Source organism: Gordonia sp. VNK1, from assembly GCF_040049135.1.
Taxonomy (GTDB): domain Bacteria; phylum Actinomycetota; class Actinomycetes; order Mycobacteriales; family Mycobacteriaceae; genus Gordonia; species Gordonia oleivorans.
In genome coordinates this window covers 22,806-47,624 of sequence record NZ_JBDZDJ010000013.1, presented here as the reverse complement: position 1 = coordinate 47,624, position 24,819 = coordinate 22,806, and the positions used below count along the sequence as shown (strand labels likewise).

The window sequence follows — 24,819 nt, the reverse complement described above, 5'->3', positions numbered from 1 at the left end:
GATCAGGTGCCCTGTGACCGCATTCGGCTCGACGCCCCTTCCCACCGCCTTCGACTCACCGCTGCTGCCCGACGCCCACCTCCACATCGCCGGCCGATGGCGACACGCCGCCGACGCCGGCACCCGCGACGTCATCAATCCGGCCACCGGATCGGTGTTCACCCGTGTCGACGAGGCGACCCCCGCCGACGCCACCGCCGCGATCGCTTCCGCCCGAGCCACTTTCGACGACGGGGCGTGGCCGAACACACCGGTCACCGAACGAGCGGCCCTGTTGCGTCGCATTGCCGACCTGCTCGTAATCAACAAGGCCGAGATGGCCCGCATCGAAACCCTCGACACCGGGAAGACGCTGGTGGAGAGCGAGATCGACATGGACGACGTCGAGTCCGTGCTCCGCTACTACGCCGCACTCATCGAAACCGAATCCGACCGCGTCGTCGATGTCGGCGTCCCCGGCGTCATCAGCCGCGTCGTGCGCGAACCCATCGGCGTCTGCGTGATGATCGCACCCTGGAATTACCCACTGCTGCAGATCTCCTGGAAGATCGCACCCGCGCTGGCCGCCGGTGCCACCATGGTTGCCAAACCCAGTGAGGTGACCCCGCTGAGCACCATCGCCTTCGTGGAACTGTGTTCGCGCGCCGGGGTCCCACCCGGGGTGCTCAACCTCGTTCAGGGCGCGGGCTCCACGCTCGGCGACGCCCTCACCGACACCGACGACGTCGACTTCATCTCCTTCACCGGTGGACTGGCCACCGGCCGCATCATCTCCGAGGTCGCCGCCCGCCACGTCACCAAGGTGGCCGTCGAACTCGGCGGCAAGAATCCGCATATCGTCTTCCCCGACGCCGACTGGGAATCCTCCGTCGATCAGGTGCTGACCGGGGTGTTCCTGCACTCTGGCCAGGTGTGCTCGTCGGGCACCCGACTCATCGTCCACGCCTCGATCGCCGACGACTTCGTCGACGCACTCGTCGCCGGCGCCGAGCAGATCGTCATAGGTGACGGTCTCGACCCGGCCAGCAAGACCGGCCCGCTCGTGTCGGCCGCACAGCTGGCCAAGATGGAAGAGTTCGTCGAATCCGCGAAAGCCGAAGGTGCCGTGCTCCGTACCGGCGGCGGGCGACCCGACCGCGACGGGCTCGACCCGGCCGGATACTACTTCGCGCCCACCATCTTCGATCACTGCAACCGGACGATGCGCATCGTCCGCAACGAGACCTTCGGACCGATCCTCACCGTCGAGCGATTCGACACCGAGGAGCAGGCCCTGGCACTCGGCAACGACACCGACTACGGCCTGGCAGCCGGGGTGCGCACCTCCGATGCAGCGCTCGGCGAACGCATGGTGCGGGGTCTGCGCCATGGCACGGTGTGGCTCAACGACTTCGGCTACTACACCCCCGCCGCAGAATGGGGCGGCTTCGGCAAATCCGGCAACGGACGTGAACTCGGACCCACCGGGCTCGCGGAATATCAAGAAACCAAACACATCTGGCACAACACCGCGCCGGCGCCGTCGCGGTGGTTCACTTCGACCGAGGACGGCGTCCAATGAGCACCTCCCCAACCACCCCCGGTTCCAGCGGCCTCGAGGACTTCGGCTACAAGGAATCCCTCGACCGCAGCATCGGCAAGTTCGCCAGCTTCGCCGCCGGCGTCAGCTACATCTCCATCCTGACCGGCACCTTCCAGCTGTTCTACTTCGGTTTCGGCACCGCCGGCCCCGCCTACCTATGGTCGTGGCCGATGGTCTTCGTCGGACAGTTATGTGTCGCTTTGTGTTTCATGGAACTTGCGGCCAAGTACCCGGTCGCCGGCTCGGTCTACAACTGGGCCAAACGTCTCGGCAGCCAAGGAGTCGGCTGGAGTTCGGGATGGCTGATGTTCACCGCGTCGGTCGTCACCCTCGCCGCCGTCGTCCTGGCCCTGCAACTCAACCTGCCGCGACTGTGGAGCGGCTTCCAGATCTACGGCAGCGGAGACGATCCCACCGACTACGCGGTGAACGCCGTCATCCTCGGCGCCATCATGATCGGCATCACCACCGCCATCAACGCGTGGAGCGTGCGGTTGATGTCGTTGATCAACAGCGTCGGCGTGTTCGTCGAGTTGATCGCCGCGGTCCTCATCGCGATCATCCTCGCCTTCAACATCACCCGCGGACCACAGGTCTTCTTCTCCACCAACGGATACGGGGCCGGTGAGAGTGGCGGCTATCTCGGCGCATTCCTGGTCGCGTCCCTCGCGTCGGGCTATGTGATGTACGGCTTCGACACCGCCAGCTCGCTCGGCGAGGAGACCGTCGAACCCCGCCGCACCGCACCCAAGGCGATCCTGCGGGCCATTCTCGCCTCCTTCGTCATCGGCGGCGCCATCCTGGTGTTCGCCATCATGAGCGCCCCCGACCTCGACGATGCGAAACTCGGTGAACCCGAGGGCGGTCTGCAGTACATCGTCGAGCAGGTCATGTGGGGCCCGGCGGGCAAGGTGTTCCTGTGCGCCATCGTCGTCGCGGTCATCGTCTGCTCACTGGCCGTACACACCGCCGCCATCCGGCTGATGTTCGCGATGGCCCGCGACAACGCACTACCCTTCGGTGAGCGCCTGGCCACCGTCAACCCCAAACGACAGACGCCGGTGGTGCCGGCCATCGTCATCGGCATCGTCGCGATCGCGATCCTGGTGATCAACATCGGTCAGGCACAGATCTTCACGGTGCTCACCTCGATCGCGATCATCATGATCTACCTGGCCTACCTGCTGGTGACCGGACCGTTGCTGCTCAAGCGATTCCGCGGTGAGTGGCCGCCGGCCGACCTCGCCGAGGGCGGCTACTTCACCATGGGCCGCTGGGGCATGCTCGTCAACATCGTCGCCGTCGTCTGGGGGATCGGCATGGCGATCAACCTGGCCTGGCCGCGGTCGGAGGTGTACGGCACACCCTGGTACAACACCTGGGGTGCCTTCGTCTACATCGGCATCATCTTCGGCGCCGGCTTCCTGTGGTACCTGACCATCGGACACCGCAGTGTGGGTGTGCTGCAATCGCATTCGAGCACACCGGGCGATCCCCCGCTCCCCGACACCCTGGTCCCCGATACCCCGGCCACCGACACGCCTCCGACCACCGACCCCACTTCGACCGAGAAAGCGTGACCCACCGCCATGCCAACGTTCGACTATGTGATCGCCGGCGGCGGCACCGCCGGTTGTGTTCTGGCAGCGCGACTGTCGGAGAACCCGGACACCACGGTGTGTCTCATCGAGGCCGGACCGTCCGACGTGGACGACCCGAACATCCTGGTGCTCAAGGAGTGGATGCACCTGCTGGACTCCGGATATGACTGGGACTACCCGGTGGAACCGCAGGCCAGCGGCAACAGTCTCTTGCGGCACGCCCGCGCCAAGGTCCTCGGCGGCTGTTCATCGCACAACTCGTGCATCGCGTTCTGGCCACTGGCCCAAGGACTTCGGGATTGGGAGGCGATGGGAGCCACCGGCTGGGGACCCGAGGGTGTGCTGCCCTTCGTGTCGCGGGTGGAGAACAATGTTGCCGACGGCGACTACCAGGGGTATCCCCACGGCCACGCCGGACCGGTCCGGTTGCGCGATGTGCCACCGGCCGATCCGTGCGGGCAGGCGGTTCTCGACGCGGCTGCCGCCGTGGGCTTGCCGACCGTCGCATTCAACCGTGGCGACTGGCATCTCAACGGCGCCGGATGGTTGCAGATCAATGCCAACGAGGCCGGCGAACGTATGTCATCGTCGCACGCCTACCTGCATCCGATTCTCGGCCGACGCGAGAACCTGACCGTCCTCACCGACAGCTGGATCTCGGAGATCCTCATCGACGACGAGTTACGCGCCACCGGCGTCCGATTCCTGCGGCCGGATCTGACCGGCTACGACGAGGTCACCGCCGCCCGCGAGGTGATCGTCACCGCCGGCGCCATCGACACCCCGAAGCTGTTGATGCTCAGCGGCATCGGACCGGCCGACCATCTACGGGAGATGGGAGTGGCGGTCCGGGTGGACTCACCGGGGGTCGGTGAGAATCTCGACGATCATGTCGAAGGCCTGGTGTTCTGGGAGGCGAACCGACCGATGGTCACCGACTCCACCCAATGGTGGGAAATCGGCCTGTTCGCCACCACCGTCGACGGACTGGATCATTCGGACCTGATGATGCACTACGGCAGTGTCCCGTTCGACATGAACACACTTCGGTGGGGCTACCCGACCACCGAGAACGGCTTCTGTCTGACCCCCAATGTGACACAGGGACTTTCCCGCGGGACGGTGCGGTTGCGGTCACGCGACTTCCGGGACCGGCCCAGGGTCGACCCACGCTACTTCACCGATCCGGACGGTCACGACGAGCAGGTGATGCTCGCCGGGGTGAAACTCGCGCGCCGCATCGCCGACCAGCAACCCCTGAAGGACTGGGTGGCCCGTGAACTCGCCCCCGGTCCCGACGCCGTCACCGACGACGACCTCATCGACTACATTCACAAGACCCACAACACCGTCTACCACCCTGCCGGAACCGCCCGGATGGGTGCCGTCGACGACCCGCTCGCCGTCCTCGATCCGACGCTGAAGGTCAAAGGTGTTCGGGGACTGCGGGTCGTGGACGCCTCCGCGATGCCGAAGCTGCCGGTGGTCAACCCGAATATCACCGTCATGACCATGGCGGAGAAGTGTGCCGACCTGATCGCCTCCGGGACGTGAGGTGATGGCCGATGCCGGCGACGTCGACATCGCGGCGTTCCTGGCCGATCGGTCGCCGTTTCAGGAATTGACCGAATCCGAGGTGGCGCGGATCGCCGCGCACGCACGGGTGGTGGCGGTGGCGGCCGGTGAGGTCGTCGCGGAGTACGGCGACCACGCCGCCGACGCGATGTGGATGGTGGTGACCGGCCGGGTGGATCTGTCTGCGCCGGAAGGTGATCCGGTCGGATCGTTCGAGACCGTCGGCGCCGGTGACCTGTTCGGGTACATCCCGCTGATCATCGGTCCCGGGGTCCGGTTCATCGCCCGCGCCGCCGGCCCCGCGACGCTGATCCGGCTGCCCGCCGATCAGGTGCGCGACATCTTCGAGAAGCGGGCCGGAGTGGCGTTCGTCGCCGAATCCGCGTGGCAGACCATCTCCGGTCACTCGGTCACCGGTCGTCCACCGCGCAAACCGGTGTGGTCGGCCGCCACCCGAGTGGGCGAACTCGTCGTGGCGCCCCCGGTTGTCGTCGATGCGGACACCGCGGTGGCGGATGCGGTGCGGGCGATGTCGGACGCCGGACAGTCGTGTGTGCTGATCCACATGATTGATGGTTCCCTCGGTATCGTCACCGAAAGCGATGTGGCGCACCGGGTTGTGGGTGCCGGGTTGGGTGGCGACGTGCCGGTGTCCGCGGTGATGACGGTACCGGCCCGCGCCGTCGACGCCGATCGGTATGCGTTGACCACCTGGCTGGAGATGCTGGAGGCCGGTGTCCGCCACATGCCGGTACTCTCCACCCGCGGCCGTGCCATCGGCGTCCTCACCGAGACCGATCTGCTGGTGGCCGCGAGTCGGGGCGGCTCGGCGCAACGGGCCATCGCCGAGGCCACCGACATCTCCGCCCTGCGCACCGCCACCGCGGCTCTGCCGCGTCTGGCCGACGAGCTGTTCGGTTCCGGCCTGGACGCCGAATCCACCTGCGGTGTCCTGTCTCTGGTGGTGGACACGACCGCACGACGCGCGGTGGAGCTCGCCGCGCAGAAGGTTCCCGGCGCCCACCTCACCGGCGGCGATTTCTCATGGATCTCGCTGGGCAGCGTCGCACGTCGTGAGGCGATGCCCTCCTCCGACGTGGACTCGGCGCTGAGCTGGTCGGTCGACAACGACGGTGACGCCGACACCTACCGTGCACTGGCACGGGACACCCACGCCATTCTCGACGCCTGCGGCCTTCCGGGCGACAGCAACGGCGCCCTTGCCTACACGACCCGATTCTCGCGCTCGGCCGACGACTGGCGGCGCGCGGCGCGGCAGTGGCTCGACACACCTCTCGACGATCACGGACTGATCATGTCGTCGCTGCTCATCGACGGTCGGGTCATCATCGGGCCGGCGTCACTGCACACCGCACCGGCCGTCTATGCAGCCATGCGCGCGGAGCATCCCGAAGCGCTGCGCCTACAACTCCTCGACGCGTTGTCCCGACGGCCCCGCATCCGCGGTCTGCGTGACATCCTGTCGCGGCGAGGCGGCACCGTCGATCTCAAAAAGCACGTCGTGACACCCATCGTGAATCTGGCCCGGTGGGCCGGCCTCACCGCCGGAATCACCTGCGCCCCCACTCCGGCCCGGCTGCACAGTGCCGTGGACGTGGGCACCCTCAGCGCCGCCGACGCCACCATCCTGCACGACGTCTTCGCCCTCACCCAGCGTCTGCGCCTGCGCCATCAGATCGAGCAGATCCGTGCCGGCCACTCCCCCACCGACGTCATCGTGATGAGCGATCTGAGCCCTCTCGATCGCAGCATGCTCGCCGAGGGGGTCCGGGAGGTGGTCGGCATTCAACGACGGGTGCGTACGCACGAAAGCCTGACCAATGGTTGATGTTTTCCCTACCGCAGCAGTCCGCGCACCGTATCGATGTCGTCGGCCTCGGCCGCCGTCTTGTCCGGCCGATAGCGCAGAACGCGTGCGAACCGCAACGCCACACCGCCCGGGTATCGCGAACTGCGTTGTACCCCATCGAGTTCGATTTCCACGACGATCTCCGGCCGCAGGTACACGGTGCGCGAATCCCGGTGCGCCTCATGTCTGGGGAACTCCTCGGTCTGCCACCGCAGCAACGCGTCGGTGAGTCCCTTGAAGGTCTTGCCGACCATCACCGGGTCGCCACCGTCCGGATCACGGGCTCCCAGATGCAGATTGGACAGGTACCCGGCGCGTCGCCCCGATCCCCATTCGGCGCCGAGTACGACGAGGTCCATCGTGTGTACGGGTTTGACCTTCTGCCAGGACTTTCCGCGTCGGCCGGCGGCGTACGGTCCGGTCAGCGATTTCACCATCACCCCCTCGTGGCCCGCCGCCAGTGCCGCGTCCAGGACCGCCTTGGCCTCGTCCGGCGTCGGACGTCGCTGTGAGGTGATACGGAGCTGGGCCGCAACCGAATCCAGGGCGTCGAGTCGATGGGCGAGTGGCTCGTCGATCAGGTCATCGCCGTCGAGGTGCAGGCAATCGAAGAAGAACGGACGCAGCAGTCGGGGTTCGTCGGCGACGTCCGGATCGGTGTGGACCATCGATCCGAATCGGCTCATTGTCTCCTGGAACGGTCGCGGCCGACCGTCGTCGTGCAGGGTCAGTGTCTCTCCGTCGAGGATGACTGTGGTCAGGGGCAGTTCACGCACCACCGCAACGAGATCCGGCACTCGTGACGTCACGTCGTTGAGGGTGCGGGTGAACACCGCGACGTCGTCGCCGTCCCGGTGAACCTGGATGCGCGCCCCGTCCAGCTTGTGGTCGACGACGAGATCCGGCCCGAGGTCGGCCAGTGCGGCATCCAGGCTGTCTGCGGGGGTTGCCAGCATCGGCGACACCGCACGGCCGACCTGCAGGCCGACGTCGCCGAGCGCCTGCGCACCGCCGTCGATGGCCAGCGTGGCCGTGTCGGGGAGTGATCCGGTGAGCATGTGGGCGCGTCGGACCAGTGCCGCCGGCTGACCGGACACCGCGATGATCGCCTCGACCATCACGCCGGTCAACGCACCCTGGCGCAGTTCGCCAGTCAGTAGCCGGAAGAGAAATCCCTGCTCGTCGTCGGTGGCGCGACCGAACAGTCCGCGCAGCAGTTCCGCGCGTGCGGCCACCGATCCGGTGCCGGTGGTCGCGGCCAATCGGGTGAGGGCGGCGTCGACTTCCTCGACCGTCAGGATCGACGCCGCCACCGGCGGCACCTGCAGATCGCGCAGGGTCCGCCAACCGATCCCCAGACGTCCCTGGGGTATGTCGCCCGACAGCCATGCGACCACCAGCGGGACCTCGGGTCCCGCCGCCGACAACAACTCTCGCAATGCGGCGGACTTGGCGTTGCGTGATCGGGTCGCGCCCACCGTCGCCGAGGTGGCCACCACATCGGCGAACCTCACGCCGGTTCCTCGGGGTGATCACTGTCCAGGTGCGGCAGTACACCGTCGGGTGGTGCGGCGTCCGGGAACTTGGCCACGTAGGCGCGCAACGCCGCCCCGACAGTCGAGAAGACGTGGTCGGGGTTGAGGACGGCGAGGATGCCCTCCGCCTGCAGCGTCTCCTGCAACTCGGGATCGACGCCGGCGAGGACGAAATGTGCCCCGTCGGAGTGGATGTACCGGATCAGGTCCTCCAGGACGGTGGATGCCGAGTAGTCGACGTCGGTCATCACCGTCGTGTCGAGCACCAGCCACCGAACGGGTTCCGGCGCGCCTTTCACCAGTGCCATCACGTCGTCGGCGAATCGTCCGGCGTTGGCGTAGAACAGGTCCGCGTCGTACCGGAAGACGATGAGGCCGGGCAGCGACTGGCGGCCGGGTTCGGCGGTCTCGTAGCGTCGGCTGCCGCGCGCCCCGACCCCGATGACGAAACGCTGCGGACTGTACTGACGTCGAACGAGTTCGAGCAGCGACACCGCCATGGCCGCCACGATACCGACCTGAACACCGAAGACGATAACGATCACCGCGGTCAGGATCGCGATGCCGAACTCGATACGGCGGACATGCCAGACCCGTCGGAACCGGTGCACGTCGATCAACCGGAGCGCGATGAGAAACACGATCGCCGACAGCACGGCGTGCGGTAGGTCGGCGAGTGCACCGTCGAAGAACACCACCACAGCCAAGGTGATGGCGGCCATGGTCAGGTTCGCCACCTGGGTGCGGCCATGCTGCTCGTCGAGCAGTTGGGTCTTGGTGGGACTTCCGTTGACGACGAACGTCCCACTGAATCCCGCGATCAGATTGGCACCCGAGAGCCCGAGGATGTCCCGGTTGATGTCGGCGTTCTGACCGTGACGTTGCGCGAAACTTCGCGCGGTGGCCGCGCTTTGGGTGAGGACGACGAGCGCGCACCCCAGGGCCACCGTCGTCGCCGTGACCACGTCGCCCAGCCCCATCCCGTGGGGCCACCCGAAGCTCGGCAATCCCGCATGCACCGTGCCCATCACCGGGATGTGTTCCGACCACCCGAACACGGCCACCGCCACGATGGAACAGATGACGACCACAACCGCCACCGGAAAGCGCGGCACGAGTCGCACACCACCGATGAGGAGCGCGAGGGTGATGCCCGCGAATGCCGCAGCACCCCAGTTGATGTCACCGAGATGGCGAACAATGTTCCACCAGCGCTGCCAGATTCGGTCGCCGTACCCCTCGAATCCCAGCATCCCGGGGATCTGACCGGTCATGACCGTGATCCCGGTTCCGGCGAGGAATCCGATGAGCACCGCGGTCGACAGGAAGTCGCCGAGGAAGCCGAGCCTCAGCAACCGCGCGATGGCGAGCAGGGCCCCGGTCACGATGGCGATCAGACACGCCCACTGCAGCCACGCCGTCGAGTTCGGCACGAGGCCCACCACACCGATTCCCGCGATACCGGACGCCAGCAGGGCGGCGGTCGCCGAGTCCGCACCGACCACCAGGAGCCGCGACGATCCGACGAAGGCGAACACGACCGCCGGCAGGATGATCGTATAGAGCCCCGCCACCACCGGTACCTGCGCAATCGAGCTGTAGCCCATGCACTCCGGAATGGCGATCGCCGCGAGGGTGATCCCCGCCAGGATGTCGGCGCGGAGCCACTGTCGCCGATACCCGGCAAACGCAGGCGGCGCCAGCCGCGACAGGACAGTCCTTCCGCTCATTGTCACAGGCTATCCCCAACGAGTCCCTTCTCAGCGCAAACAGCGCCACCACCTCACCGCCCGGTTGACAGCGCTCTCGGCACCGTTGACAGCGCCCGCCACCTCACTGACAGCGCCCTGTTCTACGTTGACAGCGCTCGCCGCACCGTTGACAGCGCCCGCCACCTCACTGACAGCGCTCTGCACCTCATTGACAGCGCTTTGGATTCCGTTGACATAACTTCGATTTCGCTCGCGTCGACCTCTTCCCGCCGGTCGAGCCGACCCATCCCCCGCCGGTCGAGCCGACCCGGAGCGCCAGCGGAGGGTCGTGTCGAGACCACGCAACACGACGCTGGAACACCCACCACCACAACATCTCCCGACAGAACCGCAGCGCATACCACACCCCACCGACAAGAAGATTCCGCCACGAACAAGTTATCCACAGGCGAAACGTTATGCACAGCAACAGGATTCACGAAATCTGCCCTTGCGCCGACCGCCAACCGGGCGTACTGTGGTGGACATGACATCGGGGGAACTTGACACCACCATCGACTTCTTATCCGAACTCGACTACACCAACAGCAGCCTCACCCGCGACGACGCAAAGAGCGCACTGCACGCCATCCTGCTCATCCGCAACCTCGTCGATCACCACGCCAGCATCCTTGTCGGACTCTGTGATCACCTCAAGGTCGCAGAGAACGAAGGCCGCAAACTGCAAGAGCTCCTGCACGAGTTTGGTGTCGCGCCCGCGTCCGCATCTCGCATGATCCGTCTGGGCACCACCGCCGACATCGAGCGAGTGCACCGCCACACCTCACTGGGCACACTGTCCGCCGAACACGCCGACGCCATTGTCCGAGGAGTGACGCACATCGAGAAACGTTCCGGCGAGCCTGTCGCCGCTGAAGAACGCGACGCACACAGCATCGCCCTCCTCGGCCACGCCACCGCCGGATTCACCCCCGCCGAAATCCGTGACTACGCAAAAAGCCGAGGAAATCAGCAGGCCGACGACACCGACGGTCTACCCGCCGCTGAGGACCGTTCCATCAACACCCTGGACTTCCACGATTCCGATGACGGACGCCTCACCGTCACCGGCGACCTCCATGCCGTACTCGGGGAGAAACTGAGGACCGCGATCGAAGTACTGTCAGCGCCACGACCCCAACCCGACGGATCCCGCGATCCGCGCACCGCAGGTCAGATGCGAGCCGACGCTTTGGAGATCATCCTCGACACCGCCGCCCGCGCTGCCGCAGGCGAACACAGCGACGACGGACCACGCATGCCCACCGAACTGGTCAACCTCACCATCCCCACCGGCACACCATCATTGGCGTCGCTGCAGTTCATGGGATCGGTCACCGAAGCCACCGCCCGAAAACTCTGCTGCGACGCCACCGTCGGCGTCATGATCGTCAGCACAGACGAAGTACCACTGTCACTCGGACGCACCATCCGACTGTTCAACCGGGCCCAACGACGAGCCCTGGCGCACCGCGACAAAGGGTGCATCAAGTGTGGAGCGCCGCCCTCACGAACCCAGGCGCACCACATCGTCCACTGGATCGACGGCGGCGAAACCTGTTTGGAGAACGGCGCTTTGCTCTGCACGGCATGTCATGACGACGTCCACCATAACGGATGGGACGTCGTCATGGGAGCCGACCACCACCCCTGGTTGATCCCACCGGAAACGGTTGACCCGCAACGACGATGGTTGCGGTCCTATCACCGCAGGACCATGACGTTGGATGGATTGCCGGGTGCGGCATGATAATTCGGGTTCCAGCGTCGGCGAAAGAGGTCTCGACACGGACTTCGTTTCGACGGAGCTCAACGCGGCGGCTAGCGCTCCGTCCGGCTCGACCGGCGGATGGGGACACGACCGGCGGGGTAGGCCGCGGGGCAAGGGATCGACCGGCGAGATAGGGGCTCGCATCGAGCAGCTGGATAAGGGAACTACCAGCGCCCGATCAAGCCCACAGATAGATAACAGACCAACCAACCCGCACCCGGCTCTGGCCGGGACCGCATCTGTTCCTTGACAACTCCACAGTGAACTCTTTACGGCACCAACAGGTGTCGCATGTTCGACGGCTGCCTCATCGGCGGTGCGGAACGTGCGGCACCTAGCATTCGACCACACTCAACGGCACGTGGATGGCCAATCCGCCCGTGGCGGTTTCCTTGTACTTGGCATGCATGTCGTGACCGGTGGCGCGCATGGTGGCGATCACCTGGTCCAGGCTGACGTGATGACTGCCGTTTCCGCGCAACGCCATTCGCGCCGCACTGATCGCCTTTCCGGCGGAGATCGCATTGCGTTCGATGCACGGGATCTGCACCAAACCACCGATCGGATCGCAGGTCAGGCCGAGGCTGTGTTCCATCGCGATCTCGGCCGCGTTCTCCACCTGGGCGGGCGTGCCACCGAGCACTTCGGCGAGCCCGGCGGCGGCCATGGCGGCCGCCGACCCGACCTCCCCCTGACAGCCCACGTCGGCTCCGGATATCGAGGCCCGCTCCTTGATCAGCCCACCGATCGCCCCGGCCGTCAGCAGAAATCGAACGGTCACATCGTCACGATCGCCTCGTCCGGCCTTCGTGTAGTTGCGCGCATAGTGCAGGACCGCCGGAATGATCCCGGCCGCACCGTTCGTCGGCGCGGTGACCACCCGCCCACCGGCCGCATTCTCCTCGTTCACGGCAAGCGCCACCAGGTTCACCCAGTCCTCGGCGAACTCGGCCGATCTGCATGGATCGTCGGCGACGAGCCGATCGTGCCAGTGCCGCGCACGTCGTGCCACACGAAGTCCGCCGGGCAACGTTCCGTGCGTGCGCATTCCACGTTCGACGCAGTCGTCCATCACCGCAGCGATATCCAGGAGGCCCGCGTACACATCGTCGGCGGAACGGTCCCGTGCCTCGTTGGCCCAGACCACCTCGCTGATGGCCAGGTGCTCCCGGGTGCAGATGTCCAACAGTTCCTCGGCACTGCGGTACGCGTACTCCGGTTCGCCGGCGCCGGCGCCGATGTCCGAATCGCTCTCGGCGAGAACGAATCCACCCCCGACCGAGTAGAACACCTCCCGAGCCAACACATCGCCATCCGCACCGAGTGCCCGCAACTCCATGGCGTTGGGATGGCGTGGCAGGCATCGGTCACCGTGAAGTCCGATGTCCGCCACGGTGAACGGCAGGTCGACCGACCCCGCGACCAGCACGCGACCCGTCGCGGCGATGCGGGCCAGCGCGTGATCCTTGACCTCGGAGGTGATCGACTCGGGTCGGTGACCCTCCAACCCCAGAAGCACCGCGGTGAACGTCCCGTGGCCCGCGCCGGTCGCGGCCAACGACCCGAACAGGTCCACCTCGACATCGGCCAACTCGAGGAGCAGGCCACGCTCGGCGACCTCGGCAACAAACCGCGCCGCCGCCCGCATCGGACCCACCGTGTGCGAACTCGACGGTCCTATCCCCACCGAGTACAGATCGAAAACACTGACACACATGGACGTCACATCTCCAAACAGGGCGGATGGCGGTGGTAGGGAACTCCGACGACGCAACTCCTGCTTCGTCGGGGACCTGAACGGGACGGATAACAACGTGGGTGGTTGCTCCGTCGGCTGCGCGCGTGGCGACAGCTCCCGCGCACTCGATGGCATATGACCTCGCCTGATGCGAGGTGTCGTTGTCGTCGGGAACTCCGTCGTCGCTGCGTCGGCTCCCACCAAAAAGGTGACACACCGCGGTTGACATCGCAAGCCCCAACCCCCACACTTGTTGCATATCGTGCGCAGCGTTGCGCACTACGCAACATAGATTCTCCGCTCGAGAGTCACTCCACACATCCGGTCGCCGACGATCCGGTTGTGGCCACATCACACATCACCACATGCGAAATACGCTGGCCAAGAGAGGCTTTCCACGCCGATGACCGCACACTTCATCGCCGGCTCCGCCGACCGGGCAACACCCGCCGACTCTCTCGACCCCGACACCCGTGACCTGATCGTCGGACGTGTCGCCGACGAGAGTCTGCCCGCCGCGTTCTACACCTCACCGGAGTTCTTCGACCGCGACATCGACGAGATCTTCTCCAAACAATGGATCTTCGTCGCCGCCGAGGCAGAGATCGCCGAACCCGGCGACTACGTCACCATCAACTTCGGCCGCCGCTCGGTGATCGTGACCCGGGACGACAACGACGTGGTCCGCGCCCACCACAACGTCTGTCGCCACCGCGGTGCGCGCCTGCTCACCGACCCCAACGGCTCCACCGGAACCATCGTCTGCGCCTACCACTCGTGGACCTACGGCATGGACGGGCGGCTGATGTTCGCCGACGCCCAGGCCCCCGAGTTCGACAAGACCTGCTTCTCCCTCCGATCCGTGGCGGTCCGCGTCATCGCCGGCCTCGTCTTCATCTGCCTCGCCGAGCAACCGCCCACCGACATCGACGACGTCGCAGCCATCGTCGAGCCCTACCTCGCCCCCCACCGGATCGCCGAGGCCAAGGTCGCCGAGCAGACCGACCTCATCGAGAACGGCAACTGGAAACTCGCCATGGAGAACAACCGCGAGTGCTACCACTGCGGCGGCCACCCCGAACTGCTCAACGTCTTCTTCCCCGTCTGGGGATACAGCGACACCGACGCCGTCCCCGACCGCCTCGGACCGGTCACCGAACGCTACCGCCAGGCCACCGCCGAGATGATCCAGACATGGGACCGACTCGGACTTCCCTACCCGAGAATCCAGCAACTCGACACGCGCCCAACCGGTTTCCACATCGAACGCGAAGCGATGGACCTCGCCGGCGAATCGTTCACCCTCGACGGCACCATCGCCTGCACCCGCCCCCTCACCGACGATCTCCCGGACCGCCGGCTCGGCCGACTCTCGATGCACCTGCAGCCCAACATGTGGTTACACATCACCAGCGACCACGCACTGCTGTTCTCGGTGATCCCCGTGGCACCCGACCACACCCTCGTCCGCACCACCTGGCTGGTCCACGCTGACGCCGTCGAAGGCGTCGACTACGACCTCGACCACCTCACCAGCGTCTGGGAGATCACCAACCAGCAGGACGCCGACCTCGTCGCCCTCGCCCACCAGGGCATCGCCGACCCCGCCTACGTACCCGGCCCCTACGGACCGTCGGAGTTCCAGGTCGAAGCCTTCATCAACTGGTACATCACCACCCTGCGCACCAATCTCGGACTCCCCCAACCGGTTACCGGCATCGCGGAGAGCGCCTGATGCGTGAGCACCTGCTGATCTGCATCGACCGCGTCCCCCTGACCCGAGACATGGCCACCTTCACCTTCCGCACGGTCGAACCCCACACCTTCGTGTTCAACCCCGGCCAATTCCTGACCATCGCCGTCACCATCGACGGCCGGACCGTCCAACGCTGCTACAGCATCTCCTCACCCCCCACCCGACCCGACACCCTGTCCATCTCCGTCAAACGCAAAGCCGGCGGGCACGTGTCGAACTGGTTGCACGACAACATGACCCCCGGAATGACCATGACCGCCAGCGGCCCCGTCGGCCGGTTCAGCTACATGGGCAAAGGCGCACAACGCTACCTGTTCATCTCCGCGGGCAGCGGCATCACCCCCGTCATGTCGATGGTGCGCGCCGCCACCGACCCCACCACCGATCACCCCTACCGCTCCGGCGACGAAACCGACATCGTCTTCATCCACAGCGCCCGCACCCTCGACGACATCCCGTTCCGCGCCGAACTCGAAGAACTGTCCATCGCCCACCCCGGCCTCGACGTCGCCTTCGCCCTCACCCGCCTCTCCAACGACGACACCACCGCCGCCTGGTCCGGGCACCGCGGCCGACTCGACGCCGACACCCTCCTGCGGATGTGCCCCGACCTCGCCGCCCGCGAGGTCTTCCTCTGCGGCCCTGGGCAATTCCGCAGCGGCGTACGCTCCGCACTCGTCGCCTCCGGGGCGAGTCTCGCCCACATCCACGAGGAGAGTTTCGGCTTCGTCCTCCCCACCCCCGGCGCCGACGACGCCGACGGAGTCACCGTCGACTTCACCCGACGCGCCCGCCGCGTCACCGTCACCGCCGGAAGCACCATCCTGGCCGCCGCGGCCGCCGCAGGCGTCACCCTTCCCTCCTCCTGCGGCGTCGGCCTCTGCGGCTCCTGCAAGGTCACCAAGGTCTCCGGCGACGTCGTCATGAACCACCAGGGCGGCATCCGCCGACGCGAAATCGAACAGGGGAAGATCCTGCTCTGCTGCTCCGAACCCATCTCCCCCGTCGTGATCGACTACTGAGGACCACACCATGAACACCCAGCAGACCCAGCAGACCCGGCCCGCTCGCTCCGCTCCCGGCGCCGCACCCATCCGGCCCGCTCGCTCCGCTCCCGGCGCCGCACCCACCCGGCCCGCTCGCTCCGCTCCCGGCGCCGACCTCCCCGAGCACCCCGACTTCCTCTGGCGCAACCCCGATCCCCGACCCAGCTACGACGTCGTCATCGTCGGTGGCGGCGGACACGGCCTGGCCACCGCCCACTACCTGGCCCGCAATCACGGCATCACCAATGTCGCCGTGCTGGAACGTGGTTGGCTGGCCGGCGGCAACATGGCCCGCAACACCACCCTCATCCGGTCCAACTACCTGTGGGACGAGAGCGCCGGGATCTACGAGCACTCCCTGAAACTGTGGGAGGGACTCGAGAACGAACTCGGCTACCCGATCCTGTTCAGCCAGCGCGGCGTACTCAACCTCGCCCACACCGAACAGGACGTCCGCGACTCCATCCGTCGCGTCGAGGCCAACCGGCTCAACGGAATCGACGCCGAATGGCTCGATCCCAAACAGGTCGCCGAGGTCTGCCCCATCGTCAACACCGCCGACAGCATCCGCTACCCGGTGATGGGTGCCACCTTCCAGCCCCGCGGCGGGATCGCCAAACACGACTGGGTCGCCTGGGGTTTCGCCCGCAGCGCCAGTGACGCCGGCATCGACATCATCCAGAACTGCGAGGTCACCGGCTTCGAAACCACCGACGGCACCGTCACCGCCGTCAACACCACCCGCGGACGCATCGGCGCGGGCACCGTCGCACTCTGCGCCGCCGGCCACACCTCCACCCTCACCGACCAACTCGGCTTCGGCCTCCCCCTGCAAAGTCACCCGCTGCAGGCCCTTGTCTCCGAACTCCTCGAGCCCATCCACCCGACGGTCGTCATGTCGAATGCGGTGCACGTCTACGTGTCCCAGGCCCACAAGGGTGAGCTGGTGATGGGCGCAGGCGTCGACTCCTACAACGGTTACGGCCAGCGCGGCGCCTTCCACATCATCGAACGGCAGATGGCCGCGGCCGTGGAACTCTTCCCGATCTTCGCCCGCGCCCGACTGCTCCGCACCTGGGGCGGCATCGTCGACGTCACCCCCGACGCCTCCCCCATCCTCGGCGCCACCCCGTACGACAACCTGTTCGTCAACTGTGGCTGGGGCACCGGAGGTTTCAAGGCCACACCGGCGGTCGGCTGGTGCCTGGCCCACACCATCGCCACCGGCACGCCGCATCCGATCAACGCCCCGTTCACCATCGAACGGTTCACCACCGGCGAACTCATCGACGAACACGGCGCCGCAGCGGTCGCCCACTAGCCAACTCCCTCAGCCCATCCCAGCCCGGAGAACCTCATGCAAATGATCCCCTGCCCCCACTGCGGGCCGCGTGAAGAGACCGAATTCCACTACGGTGCCGCCGCCGGTATCGCCTACCCGGCACAGCCGGAGTCCCTCGACGACACCGACTGGGGTGCCTACCTCTTCTACCGCCCCAACCCGAAAGGTGCACTCGCCGAACGCTGGTGCCACAGTGCCGGATGCCGCCAATGGTTCACCATCACCCGCGACACCGTGACCTACGCCTTCACCAGCAGCCCCACCGCATCAGCCACCAGCCCCGAGGCCCACTCATGACCCGCTCACTCACCGGCATGCGCACCCCCACCGGCGGGCGCATCGACCGCACCCGGCCGATCGACTTCGTCTTCGACGGCGTCACCTACTCCGGATACGCCGGCGACACCCTCGCCTCCGCGTTGCTCGCCAACGGTATTCACACCATCACCAGCAGCGTCAACCTCGGACGCGTCCGCGGCGTCACCGGTTCCTGGTCCGAGGACGCCACCGCACAGGTCGGCATCGACGCCCCGTACAGCGAACCGATGGTGCCCGCCACCACCGTCGAACTGTGCCCCGGACTGGTGGCGCACGGTGTCCCCGGATGGGGCAAGCTCTCCGCCGACATCGACACCGCCCGTTACGATTCCCTGCACCACCATCCGGACGTGCTCGTCGTCGGCGCGGGTGCCGCCGGTCTGATGGCGGCACTCATGGCCGGCCGCGCCGGAGCACGCGTCATGCTCGTCGACGAACGCCCCGAGGCCGGCGGCGTGACCCCCGCCGCACCGTGGGTGGCCGACGCTCTCGCCGAACTCGATGCACTACCCACCGTCACCCGCCTGCAGCGCACCACCGCCTTCGGCGCCTACGACGACGGTTTCATCCTCGCGGTCGAGCGCCGCACCGACCACCTGCAGCGTGCCGACGACGCCCCGCAGATATCCCGCCAACGCATCCACCGCATCCGGGCCCGCCGCATCGTCGTCGCTGCCGGTGCCCATGAACGTCCGATCGTGTTCGCCGACAACGATCTTCCCGGCGTCATGCTCGCCGGCGCCGCCGCCGACTATCTGCACCGCCACGGCGTGCTGGTCGGACACCGCGCCGTCGTGTTCACCGCGGGCGACGCCGCCTACGCGGACGCCTTCGCACTGGCCGAGGCGGGCGCCACCATCGCCGCCATCGTCGACGTCCGGGCCCAGGTGTCCGATGATCTGCACGACACCGCTTCCCGCCTCGGCATCACCATCCGCACCGGCGACGCCGTGACCTCCGCGCTGGGTACCGACCATGTCAGCGGTGTCGAACTCCGCGACGGCACCCGCCTCGACTGCGACACCGTGTTGGTCTCCGGCGGCTGGAATCCGGCCGCTCACCTGTGGAGTCAGCTGCGCGGAACCATCGCCTTCGACGACGCCGCGGCCGCCTTCCTGCCGACGGGCTCGGTGCCCGGCGTCGAGATCGCGGGTGCTGCAGCCGGTTTGCTCACGATCGGGTCGTGCCTCACCGACGGTCGTCGCGCCGGCCTCGCCGCCCTACGCTCGCTTCGGATTCCGCTTCCGGAGTTGCGGGTCGTTCCCCGTACCGTCGACCGCACCCCCGCGGCCACGGCCACCTACTGGCGTGTCCCCGAGGCCGACCCCACGATCTCGTTCGTCGATCTGCAACGCGACGCCACCGTCGCCGACGTCGAACGCGCCGTCGGGGCCGGGATGGCCTCGGTCGAACATGTCAAGCGCTACACCACCATTGGTACCGCCCACGATCAGGGGAAGACCTCCGGCATCGTGGCCTCCGGCATCGTCGCCGAACTCCTCGGCATCGACGTCTCCGACGCCCGCACCACCACGTTCCGCCCGCCCTACACGCCGGTGTCCTTCGCCCCGCTGGCCGGCCGCGACCGCGGTGACCTCTACGATCCGATCCGGCGCACGCCGCTGCACGAGTGGCATGTGGACCGCGGCGCGGTCTTCGAGGACGTCGGAGCGTGGAAGCGGCCCCGCTTCTATCCGCGCGGGGGCGAGGACATGGACACCGCCGTGCTGCGTGAATGTGCCGCCGTCCGTTCCGGTGTCGGCATCCTCGACGGTTCCACCCTCGGCGTCATCGACGTCGCCGGCCCCGACGCACCCGCCTTCCTCGACATGCTCTACACCAACCTGATGAGCAGCCTGAAGGTCGGCAAGATCCGCTACGGCGTGATGTGCGGACCCGACGGCATGGTGAAGGACGACGGCACCGTGATGCGGATCGCCGAGGACCGCTACACCGTCTACACCACGACCGGCAACGCCGCGGCCATCCTGGACTGGATGGAGGAGTGGCATCAGACCGAATGGCCGCATCTGCAGGTGTTCACCACCTCGCTGACCGATCATGTCGCGACCTTCCCCGTCGTCGGGCCACGTTCCCGCGACGTCGTCGGCGCGGTCTTCGACGACCTCGACGTCACCAACGAGGCCTTCGCCTTCATGGACTGGCGCGACACCACATACCGGGGCGTCCCGGTACGGATCGGCCGGGTCAGCTTCTCCGGTGAACTCGCCTACGAGGTCAACGTCGCCGCCGAGTACGCCGAGGTGCTCTGGCGTGCCCTGATCGACGCAGGCGAACCGCACGGCATCACCCCGTACGGCACCGAGACCATGCACGTGCTGCGCGCGGAGAAGGGCTATCCGATCATCGGGCAGGACACCGACGGCACGGTCACTCCCCACGATCTGGGTATGGGGTGGGTGGTGTCGAAGAAGAAGCCCGACTTCATCGGCAAACGCTCCTTCTCCCGGCCGTCCAATCAGGACCCATTGCGCAAGCACCTGATCGGACTGCTCCCCGTGGACGGACAGACGAAGCTCCCCGAGGGATCGCAGATCATCGCGCACTGCGCCGACCGCCTCCTGCCGCCACCGCCGGTACCCATGCTCGGCCACGTCACCTCCGGTTACCTCAGCGCCGAGCTTGGCCGGCCGTTCGCCCTCGCCCTCGTCAAGGGAGGTCGCGACGTGATCGGCACCCGCCTCGACGTTCCCGTCGGGGACCGCCTGATCGAGGTCGAGGTCACCTCACCAGTTTTCGTCGATCCCGAAGGAGCCCGACGCGATGGCTGACGCCACTTCTGCACCCCTGCAACCGGTTTCGCCACTCACACGGTGGCGCGACAGATTCTCCGCCCTTGCCCCGGCCATCCTCCTCGCGGAATCGCCGGTCGCGCAGGTCATCGTGCGGACCACCGACGTCACCGCGATCGCCCAGCTCGACCTTCCCGCCGCATGCCAGGTACGTCGCGCCGACGACGAGAGCGCGATCTGGCTCGGACCGGACGAATGGTTGCTGTGTCGTCCCGGCGTCACCGGCCACGACTACCTCGCCGAGGTCGCGTCGAGGCTCACCGACGCCACCGGCGTGTACCTGATGGACGCCACCGGCCAGCGCACCCGGCTCCTCCTGGGCGGCCCGTTCGCCACCACCATCCTCGCCCACGGCTGCGCCATCGATCTGCATCCGCAGTCCTTCGGACCGGACGAGGCCGCGCAGACGCTCCTCGCGCAGGCCGGAATCATTCTGCACCGCAACGGCACCGGCGACGAGGAGACCGATCCGCAGTTCGCGGTGTTCGTCCGCTCGTCGTTCGCCGACTACCTCGCGCACTGGCTCGTCGACGCGTCGGTGGAGTACGTGACCAGCCCGGAAAGCGCACGCTCATGACCACCACCTTCACCCTCACCCTGCGTTGCCCGTCGCGCAGCGGCATCATGCACGCCGTCTCGTCGTTCCTCTACAGTCACGGGTGCGAAGTCCTCGATCACCGGCAGTACGACGACCCGGTCACCCACACCCTGTTCGTCCGAACGGAATTCGCCTCCGCCCGGGAGTCCAGCGCGGCGGACATGACCCGCGCCTTCGATCACCTCGCCGCCGGCATCGACGCCGAGTTCGAGATCAACGACCAGTCACCGCAACGTATCCTGGTGATGGTCTCCAAGCTCGGTCACTGCCTCAACGACCTCATCTTCCGGTGGCGGGCCGGCACCCTCGGCGGTGACCTCGTCGCCGTGGTCTCCAATCACACCGACCTCGAACCGATGGCCACCTCGGCCGGCCTTCCGTTCCATCATGTGCCGGTCACCCCGGACACCAAGGCGCAGGCCGAGTCCCGGCTCCTGGAACTCACCGACACCCACGACGCCGACCTGGTGGTACTCGCCCGCTACATGCAGATCCTCTCCGACGAGACCTGCACCGCCCTGCGTGGCCGCGCCATCAACATCCACCACTCCTTCCTCCCAGGGTTCAAGGGCGCCAAGCCGTATCACCAGGCACATCAGCGCGGCGTCAAATACGTCGGCGCCACAGCGCATTACGTGACGCCCGACCTCGACGAGGGACCCATCATCGAGCAGGAGGTGATCCGCATCGATCACACCCACGATCCCCGGCGCCTCGCCACCGTCGGCAGCGACGCCGAAGCCCTGGCGCTGTCCCGGGCGGTGCGCTGGCACAGCGAGAACCGGGTCCTCATGAACGGCACCAGCACGGTGGTGTTCAGTTGAACGGCATGAATGGGGCGTGGCGGGTTCCAGCCTCACCTCACCGGGTCTCGACACGGCTCGTCGCTAGCGCTCCTCACCGGCTCGACCGGCGGAAGGGGGTCTCGACACGGCTCGTCGCTTGCGCTCCTCACCGGCTCGACCGGCGGTTGGGGCGAGCGGCGAGTCGTTTCGACGGAGCTCAACGCGGCGGAGACCACCGCAACACGACCACCCCACCCCACCAGAAAGCCCTCCCATGAGCACACCGAAAGTCGTGATCGTCGGCGCCGGCATCGTCGGTACCTCCCTCGCCGACGAACTCACCGCGCGCGGCTGGACCGACGTCACCGTCCTCGACCGCGGCCCCCTCTTCGCCACCGGCGGATCGACCTCGCACGCACCGGGTCTCGTCTTCGCCACCAACCCGTCGAAGACGATGACCGAACTCGCCTCCTACACCTGCGAGAAGTTCTCCGCGCTCGAACACCCCGACGGGTGGTGTTTCAACCACGTCGGCGGACTCGAGGTCGCCACCACCGACGTCCGGTGGGGCGACCTGCACCGCAAGGCGGGTTGGGCCGCCTCCCGCGGCGTCGACCACGAACTGCTCACGCCCGAGCAGTGCGCCGCGAAGTACCCGCTCCTCGACCCCGACCTGATCGTCGGCGGCCTGTTCACCCCGCGTGACGGCCTGGCCAAGGCGATGCGCGCCGTCGAGGCCCAGGCCACCCGCGCCGCAAGCCGCGGTGCCCGCTTCGTCGGGCATCAGGAGGTCATCGACGTCGTCGAGGAGAACGGCGAGGTGCGGGGCGTGCGTACCGCCACCGGCGTCGTCGGCGCCGACATCGTGGTGTGCTGCACCGGATTCTGGGGCAAGGAGTTCGGGCGGCGTGTCGGTTTGACGATCCCGCTGGTACCGATGGCCCACCAGTACGCCTACACCACACCGCTGGAATCCCGTGCGGGCGTCAACTCCGCACTCGCCGAGGCGTCCCTGCCCATCCTGCGTCACCAGGATCACGACCTCTACTACCGCGAACACGGCGACCGCCTCGGCATCGGCTACTACGGTCATCGTCCGATGCCGTCGGATGTGACTGCCCTCGACTACGATTCGACGATCTCCCTCGACGAGATGCCGTCGAAGCTGATGTTCACCCCCGACGACTTCGCCGAGGCGTGGGAGCAGACCACCCGCCTCATCCCGGAACTGGCCACCGGCAAGGTCGACGAGGGTTTCAACGGCATCTTCTCCTTCACACCCGACGGGCACTCGGTGGTCGGTGAGCACCGCGACCTGTCCGGATTCTGGGTCGCCGAAGCCGTGTGGGTCACCCACTCCGCAGGCATCGCCCGCACCCTGGCCGAGACGCTGGTCGACGGCACCCCCTCGGTCGACACCCACGAGTTCGACCTGTACCGCTTCGAAACGGCCGCCCTCACCGACGATTTCATCCTCACCACCAGCTCCCAGTCCTTCGTCGAGGTCTACGACGTCATCCACCCGCACGACCAGCGCAAGGCACCCCGGCAGGTCCGCACCAGCCCGTTCTACGATCGCCAGGCCGCGCTCGGCGCCGAGTTCTGGGAGGCCGGCCTGTGGGAGCGTCCGGCCTGGTTCGAGTCGAACCGGCATGTGCTGGACGCGCTCGTCGCCGACGGAGTGACGATCCCGCAACGGGATTCGTGGTCGGCGCGGCACTGGTCGCCGATCTCGGTCGCCGAGGCACTGCACACCCGCAGTCACGTCGCCCTGTACGACATGACACCGCTGACGCGCTACGAACTCGCCGGGCCCGGTGCGCTGGAACTGTTGCAGCGGCTGACCACCAACAACCTCGCGAAGTCGGTCGGATCGGCCACCTACACCCTGATGCTCGACGAGAATGGCGGTGTGCGTTCGGATCTCACCGTCGCGCGCCTCGCCGAGGACGTGTTCCAGATCGGCGCCAACGGCCCCATCGACTTCGACTGGATCAGCCGGCACCTCCCCGCCGACGGCACCGTCACCCTGCGCGACATCACCGGCGCCACCTGCTGTCTGGGTCTGTGGGGACCACTCGCCCGCGACGTCCTGGCACCACACACCCCCACCGACCTCACCAATGACGGACTGAAGTACTTCCGCTGCGTGGCCACGACCATCGGATCGATCCCGGTGACGCTGATGCGCGTGTCCTACGTCGGCGAATTGGGTTGGGAGATCTACACCGACGCCGAGTACGGACGCGGCCTGTGGGATCTGCTGATGACCGCCGGCGCCGACCAGCAGATCATCCCGGCCGGCCGTATCGCGTTCAACGCGCTGCGCATCGAGAAGGGTTACCGGTCGGCGGGCACCGACATGACCACCGAGCACACCCCCGACGCCGCCGGTCTGGGCTTCGCGGTGCGGATGACCAAGGACGACTTCATCGGCAAAGAAGCACTCGCCGAACGGCAATCGTCGGTTACCCTGCGTACCATCGCGTTCACCGACCCCGCCGCCGTGGTCCTCGGCAAGGAACCGGTCAGCGTCGACGGCACCGTCCGCGGCTACGTCACCAGCGCGGGCTGGTCACCCACCGTCGGCGCATGCCTGGCCTACGCGTGGCTGCCCACCGACACCGCCGACGGCACCACCGTCCGGGTCGCCTACCTACAGCACACCTACGAGGCCGTCGTCACCGCCGACCCGGTCGTCGATCCCCAGATGAATCGAATCCGGAAGTAGGACAACC

Annotated in this window: 16 protein-coding genes; 13 read left to right on the top strand and 3 right to left on the bottom strand. The window is 67.1% G+C overall.

The genetic code is table 11. From position 1 onward, the window contains the following. Nucleotides 1-61: 61 nt before the first annotated feature. From ABLE94_RS16495 to ABLE94_RS16480, 4 genes are read left to right on the top strand one after another with little or no spacing between them, the layout of a single operon-like run. Nucleotides 62-1,561: an aldehyde dehydrogenase family protein gene (locus ABLE94_RS16495; RefSeq protein WP_348809352.1), complete on the top strand. Its 1,500-nt coding sequence runs from the start codon at nucleotides 62-64 to the stop codon at nucleotides 1,559-1,561. Then, nucleotides 1,558-3,162 (top strand): APC family permease, encoded by a 1,605-nt coding sequence (locus ABLE94_RS16490; RefSeq protein WP_348809290.1) that lies wholly within the window; start codon nucleotides 1,558-1,560, stop codon nucleotides 3,160-3,162. Before ABLE94_RS16495 ends, ABLE94_RS16490 begins: the two co-directional genes overlap by 4 nt. A gap of 9 nt (nucleotides 3,163-3,171) precedes the next feature. Next, nucleotides 3,172-4,737, top strand: coding sequence for a GMC family oxidoreductase (locus ABLE94_RS16485; RefSeq protein WP_348809289.1), 1,566 nt, complete (start codon nucleotides 3,172-3,174; stop codon nucleotides 4,735-4,737). Nucleotides 4,738-4,741: 4 nt separating this feature from the next. Then, on the top strand, nucleotides 4,742-6,607 hold the full coding sequence (locus ABLE94_RS16480) for a putative nucleotidyltransferase substrate binding domain-containing protein (protein ID WP_348809288.1): 1,866 nt from the start codon (nucleotides 4,742-4,744) through the stop codon (nucleotides 6,605-6,607). A gap of 8 nt (nucleotides 6,608-6,615) precedes the next feature. Here ABLE94_RS16480 and ABLE94_RS16475 read toward each other — a convergent pair whose 3' ends face one another. Continuing rightward, entirely contained in the window at nucleotides 6,616-8,142 is a 1,527-nt protein-coding gene (locus ABLE94_RS16475; protein WP_348809287.1) for an ATP-dependent DNA ligase, read from the bottom strand. Further along, a complete protein-coding gene (locus ABLE94_RS16470) occupies nucleotides 8,139-9,893 on the bottom strand; it encodes a SulP family inorganic anion transporter (RefSeq protein ID WP_348809286.1) in 1,755 nt (584 codons plus the stop codon). Before ABLE94_RS16470 ends, ABLE94_RS16475 begins: the two co-directional genes overlap by 4 nt. 508 nt (nucleotides 9,894-10,401) lie before the next feature. On the opposite strand from ABLE94_RS16470, the gene ABLE94_RS16465 reads away from it, so the two are divergent. Further along, entirely contained in the window at nucleotides 10,402-11,664 is a 1,263-nt protein-coding gene (locus ABLE94_RS16465; protein WP_348805683.1) for an HNH endonuclease, read from the top strand. A gap of 355 nt (nucleotides 11,665-12,019) precedes the next feature. On the opposite strand, the gene ABLE94_RS16460 is transcribed toward ABLE94_RS16465, so the two are convergent. Continuing rightward, nucleotides 12,020-13,402 carry an L-serine ammonia-lyase gene (locus ABLE94_RS16460; RefSeq protein ID WP_348805684.1) on the bottom strand — a complete coding sequence of 461 codons (1,383 nt, stop codon included), beginning with the start codon at nucleotides 13,400-13,402 and terminating at the stop codon, nucleotides 12,020-12,022. A 424-nt stretch (nucleotides 13,403-13,826) separates the two neighbouring features. On the opposite strand from ABLE94_RS16460, the gene ABLE94_RS16455 reads away from it, so the two are divergent. The 8 genes from ABLE94_RS16455 (at nucleotide 13,827) to ABLE94_RS16420 (ending at nucleotide 24,812) form a co-directional block, all read left to right on the top strand. Further along, nucleotides 13,827-15,158, top strand: coding sequence for an aromatic ring-hydroxylating oxygenase subunit alpha (locus ABLE94_RS16455; RefSeq protein ID WP_348805685.1), 1,332 nt, complete (start codon nucleotides 13,827-13,829; stop codon nucleotides 15,156-15,158). Beyond that, nucleotides 15,155-16,201, top strand: coding sequence for an FAD-binding oxidoreductase (locus ABLE94_RS16450; RefSeq protein WP_348805770.1), 1,047 nt, complete (start codon nucleotides 15,155-15,157; stop codon nucleotides 16,199-16,201). The genes ABLE94_RS16455 and ABLE94_RS16450 overlap by 4 nt, the downstream gene beginning before the upstream one ends. A 10-nt stretch (nucleotides 16,202-16,211) precedes the next feature. Next, nucleotides 16,212-17,546, top strand: a complete 1,335-nt coding sequence (locus ABLE94_RS16445) for a sarcosine oxidase subunit beta family protein (RefSeq protein ID WP_348805686.1) — start codon at nucleotides 16,212-16,214, stop codon at nucleotides 17,544-17,546. 36 nt (nucleotides 17,547-17,582) lie between these two features. Continuing rightward, a complete protein-coding gene (locus tag ABLE94_RS16440; RefSeq protein WP_348805687.1) occupies nucleotides 17,583-17,864 on the top strand; it encodes a sarcosine oxidase subunit delta in 282 nt (93 codons plus the stop codon). Continuing rightward, the gene (locus ABLE94_RS16435; RefSeq protein WP_348805688.1) at nucleotides 17,861-20,677 is read left to right on the top strand and encodes an FAD-dependent oxidoreductase; all 2,817 of its coding nucleotides are present in this window, start codon (nucleotides 17,861-17,863) and stop codon (nucleotides 20,675-20,677) included. Before ABLE94_RS16440 ends, ABLE94_RS16435 begins: the two co-directional genes overlap by 4 nt. After that, nucleotides 20,670-21,275, top strand: a complete 606-nt coding sequence (locus tag ABLE94_RS16430; protein WP_348805689.1) for a sarcosine oxidase subunit gamma — start codon at nucleotides 20,670-20,672, stop codon at nucleotides 21,273-21,275. The genes ABLE94_RS16435 and ABLE94_RS16430 overlap by 8 nt, the downstream gene beginning before the upstream one ends. Further along, a complete protein-coding gene (gene purU / locus ABLE94_RS16425; RefSeq protein WP_348805690.1) occupies nucleotides 21,272-22,120 on the top strand; it encodes a formyltetrahydrofolate deformylase in 849 nt (282 codons plus the stop codon). Before ABLE94_RS16430 ends, purU begins: the two co-directional genes overlap by 4 nt. 235 nt (nucleotides 22,121-22,355) lie before the next feature. Next, nucleotides 22,356-24,812: a GcvT family protein gene (locus ABLE94_RS16420; protein WP_348805691.1), complete on the top strand. Its 2,457-nt coding sequence runs from the start codon at nucleotides 22,356-22,358 to the stop codon at nucleotides 24,810-24,812. The last annotated feature ends 7 nt before the right edge of the window (nucleotides 24,813-24,819 follow it).

Bases quoted from the DNA above. Each gene is read 5' to 3' on its own strand.
- ABLE94_RS16455 (WP_348805685.1), top strand. From the start codon at position 13,827: ATGACCGCACACTTCATCGCCGGCTCCGCCGACCGGGCAACACCCGCC.
- ABLE94_RS16435 (WP_348805688.1), top strand. From the start codon at position 17,861: ATGACCCGCTCACTCACCGGCATGCGCACCCCCACCGGCGGGCGCATC.
- ABLE94_RS16465 (WP_348805683.1), top strand. From the start codon at position 10,402: ATGACATCGGGGGAACTTGACACCACCATCGACTTCTTATCCGAACTC.
- ABLE94_RS16445 (WP_348805686.1), top strand. From the start codon at position 16,212: ATGAACACCCAGCAGACCCAGCAGACCCGGCCCGCTCGCTCCGCTCCC.
- ABLE94_RS16485 (WP_348809289.1), top strand. From the start codon at position 3,172: ATGCCAACGTTCGACTATGTGATCGCCGGCGGCGGCACCGCCGGTTGT.
- ABLE94_RS16430 (WP_348805689.1), top strand. From the start codon at position 20,670: ATGGCTGACGCCACTTCTGCACCCCTGCAACCGGTTTCGCCACTCACA.
- purU (WP_348805690.1), top strand. From the start codon at position 21,272: ATGACCACCACCTTCACCCTCACCCTGCGTTGCCCGTCGCGCAGCGGC.
- ABLE94_RS16440 (WP_348805687.1), top strand. From the start codon at position 17,583: ATGCAAATGATCCCCTGCCCCCACTGCGGGCCGCGTGAAGAGACCGAA.
- ABLE94_RS16480 (WP_348809288.1), top strand. From the start codon at position 4,742: ATGGCCGATGCCGGCGACGTCGACATCGCGGCGTTCCTGGCCGATCGG.
- ABLE94_RS16470 (WP_348809286.1), bottom strand. From the start codon at position 9,893: ATGAGCGGAAGGACTGTCCTGTCGCGGCTGGCGCCGCCTGCGTTTGCC.
- ABLE94_RS16490 (WP_348809290.1), top strand. From the start codon at position 1,558: ATGAGCACCTCCCCAACCACCCCCGGTTCCAGCGGCCTCGAGGACTTC.
- ABLE94_RS16460 (WP_348805684.1), bottom strand. From the start codon at position 13,402: ATGTGTGTCAGTGTTTTCGATCTGTACTCGGTGGGGATAGGACCGTCG.
- ABLE94_RS16420 (WP_348805691.1), top strand. From the start codon at position 22,356: ATGAGCACACCGAAAGTCGTGATCGTCGGCGCCGGCATCGTCGGTACC.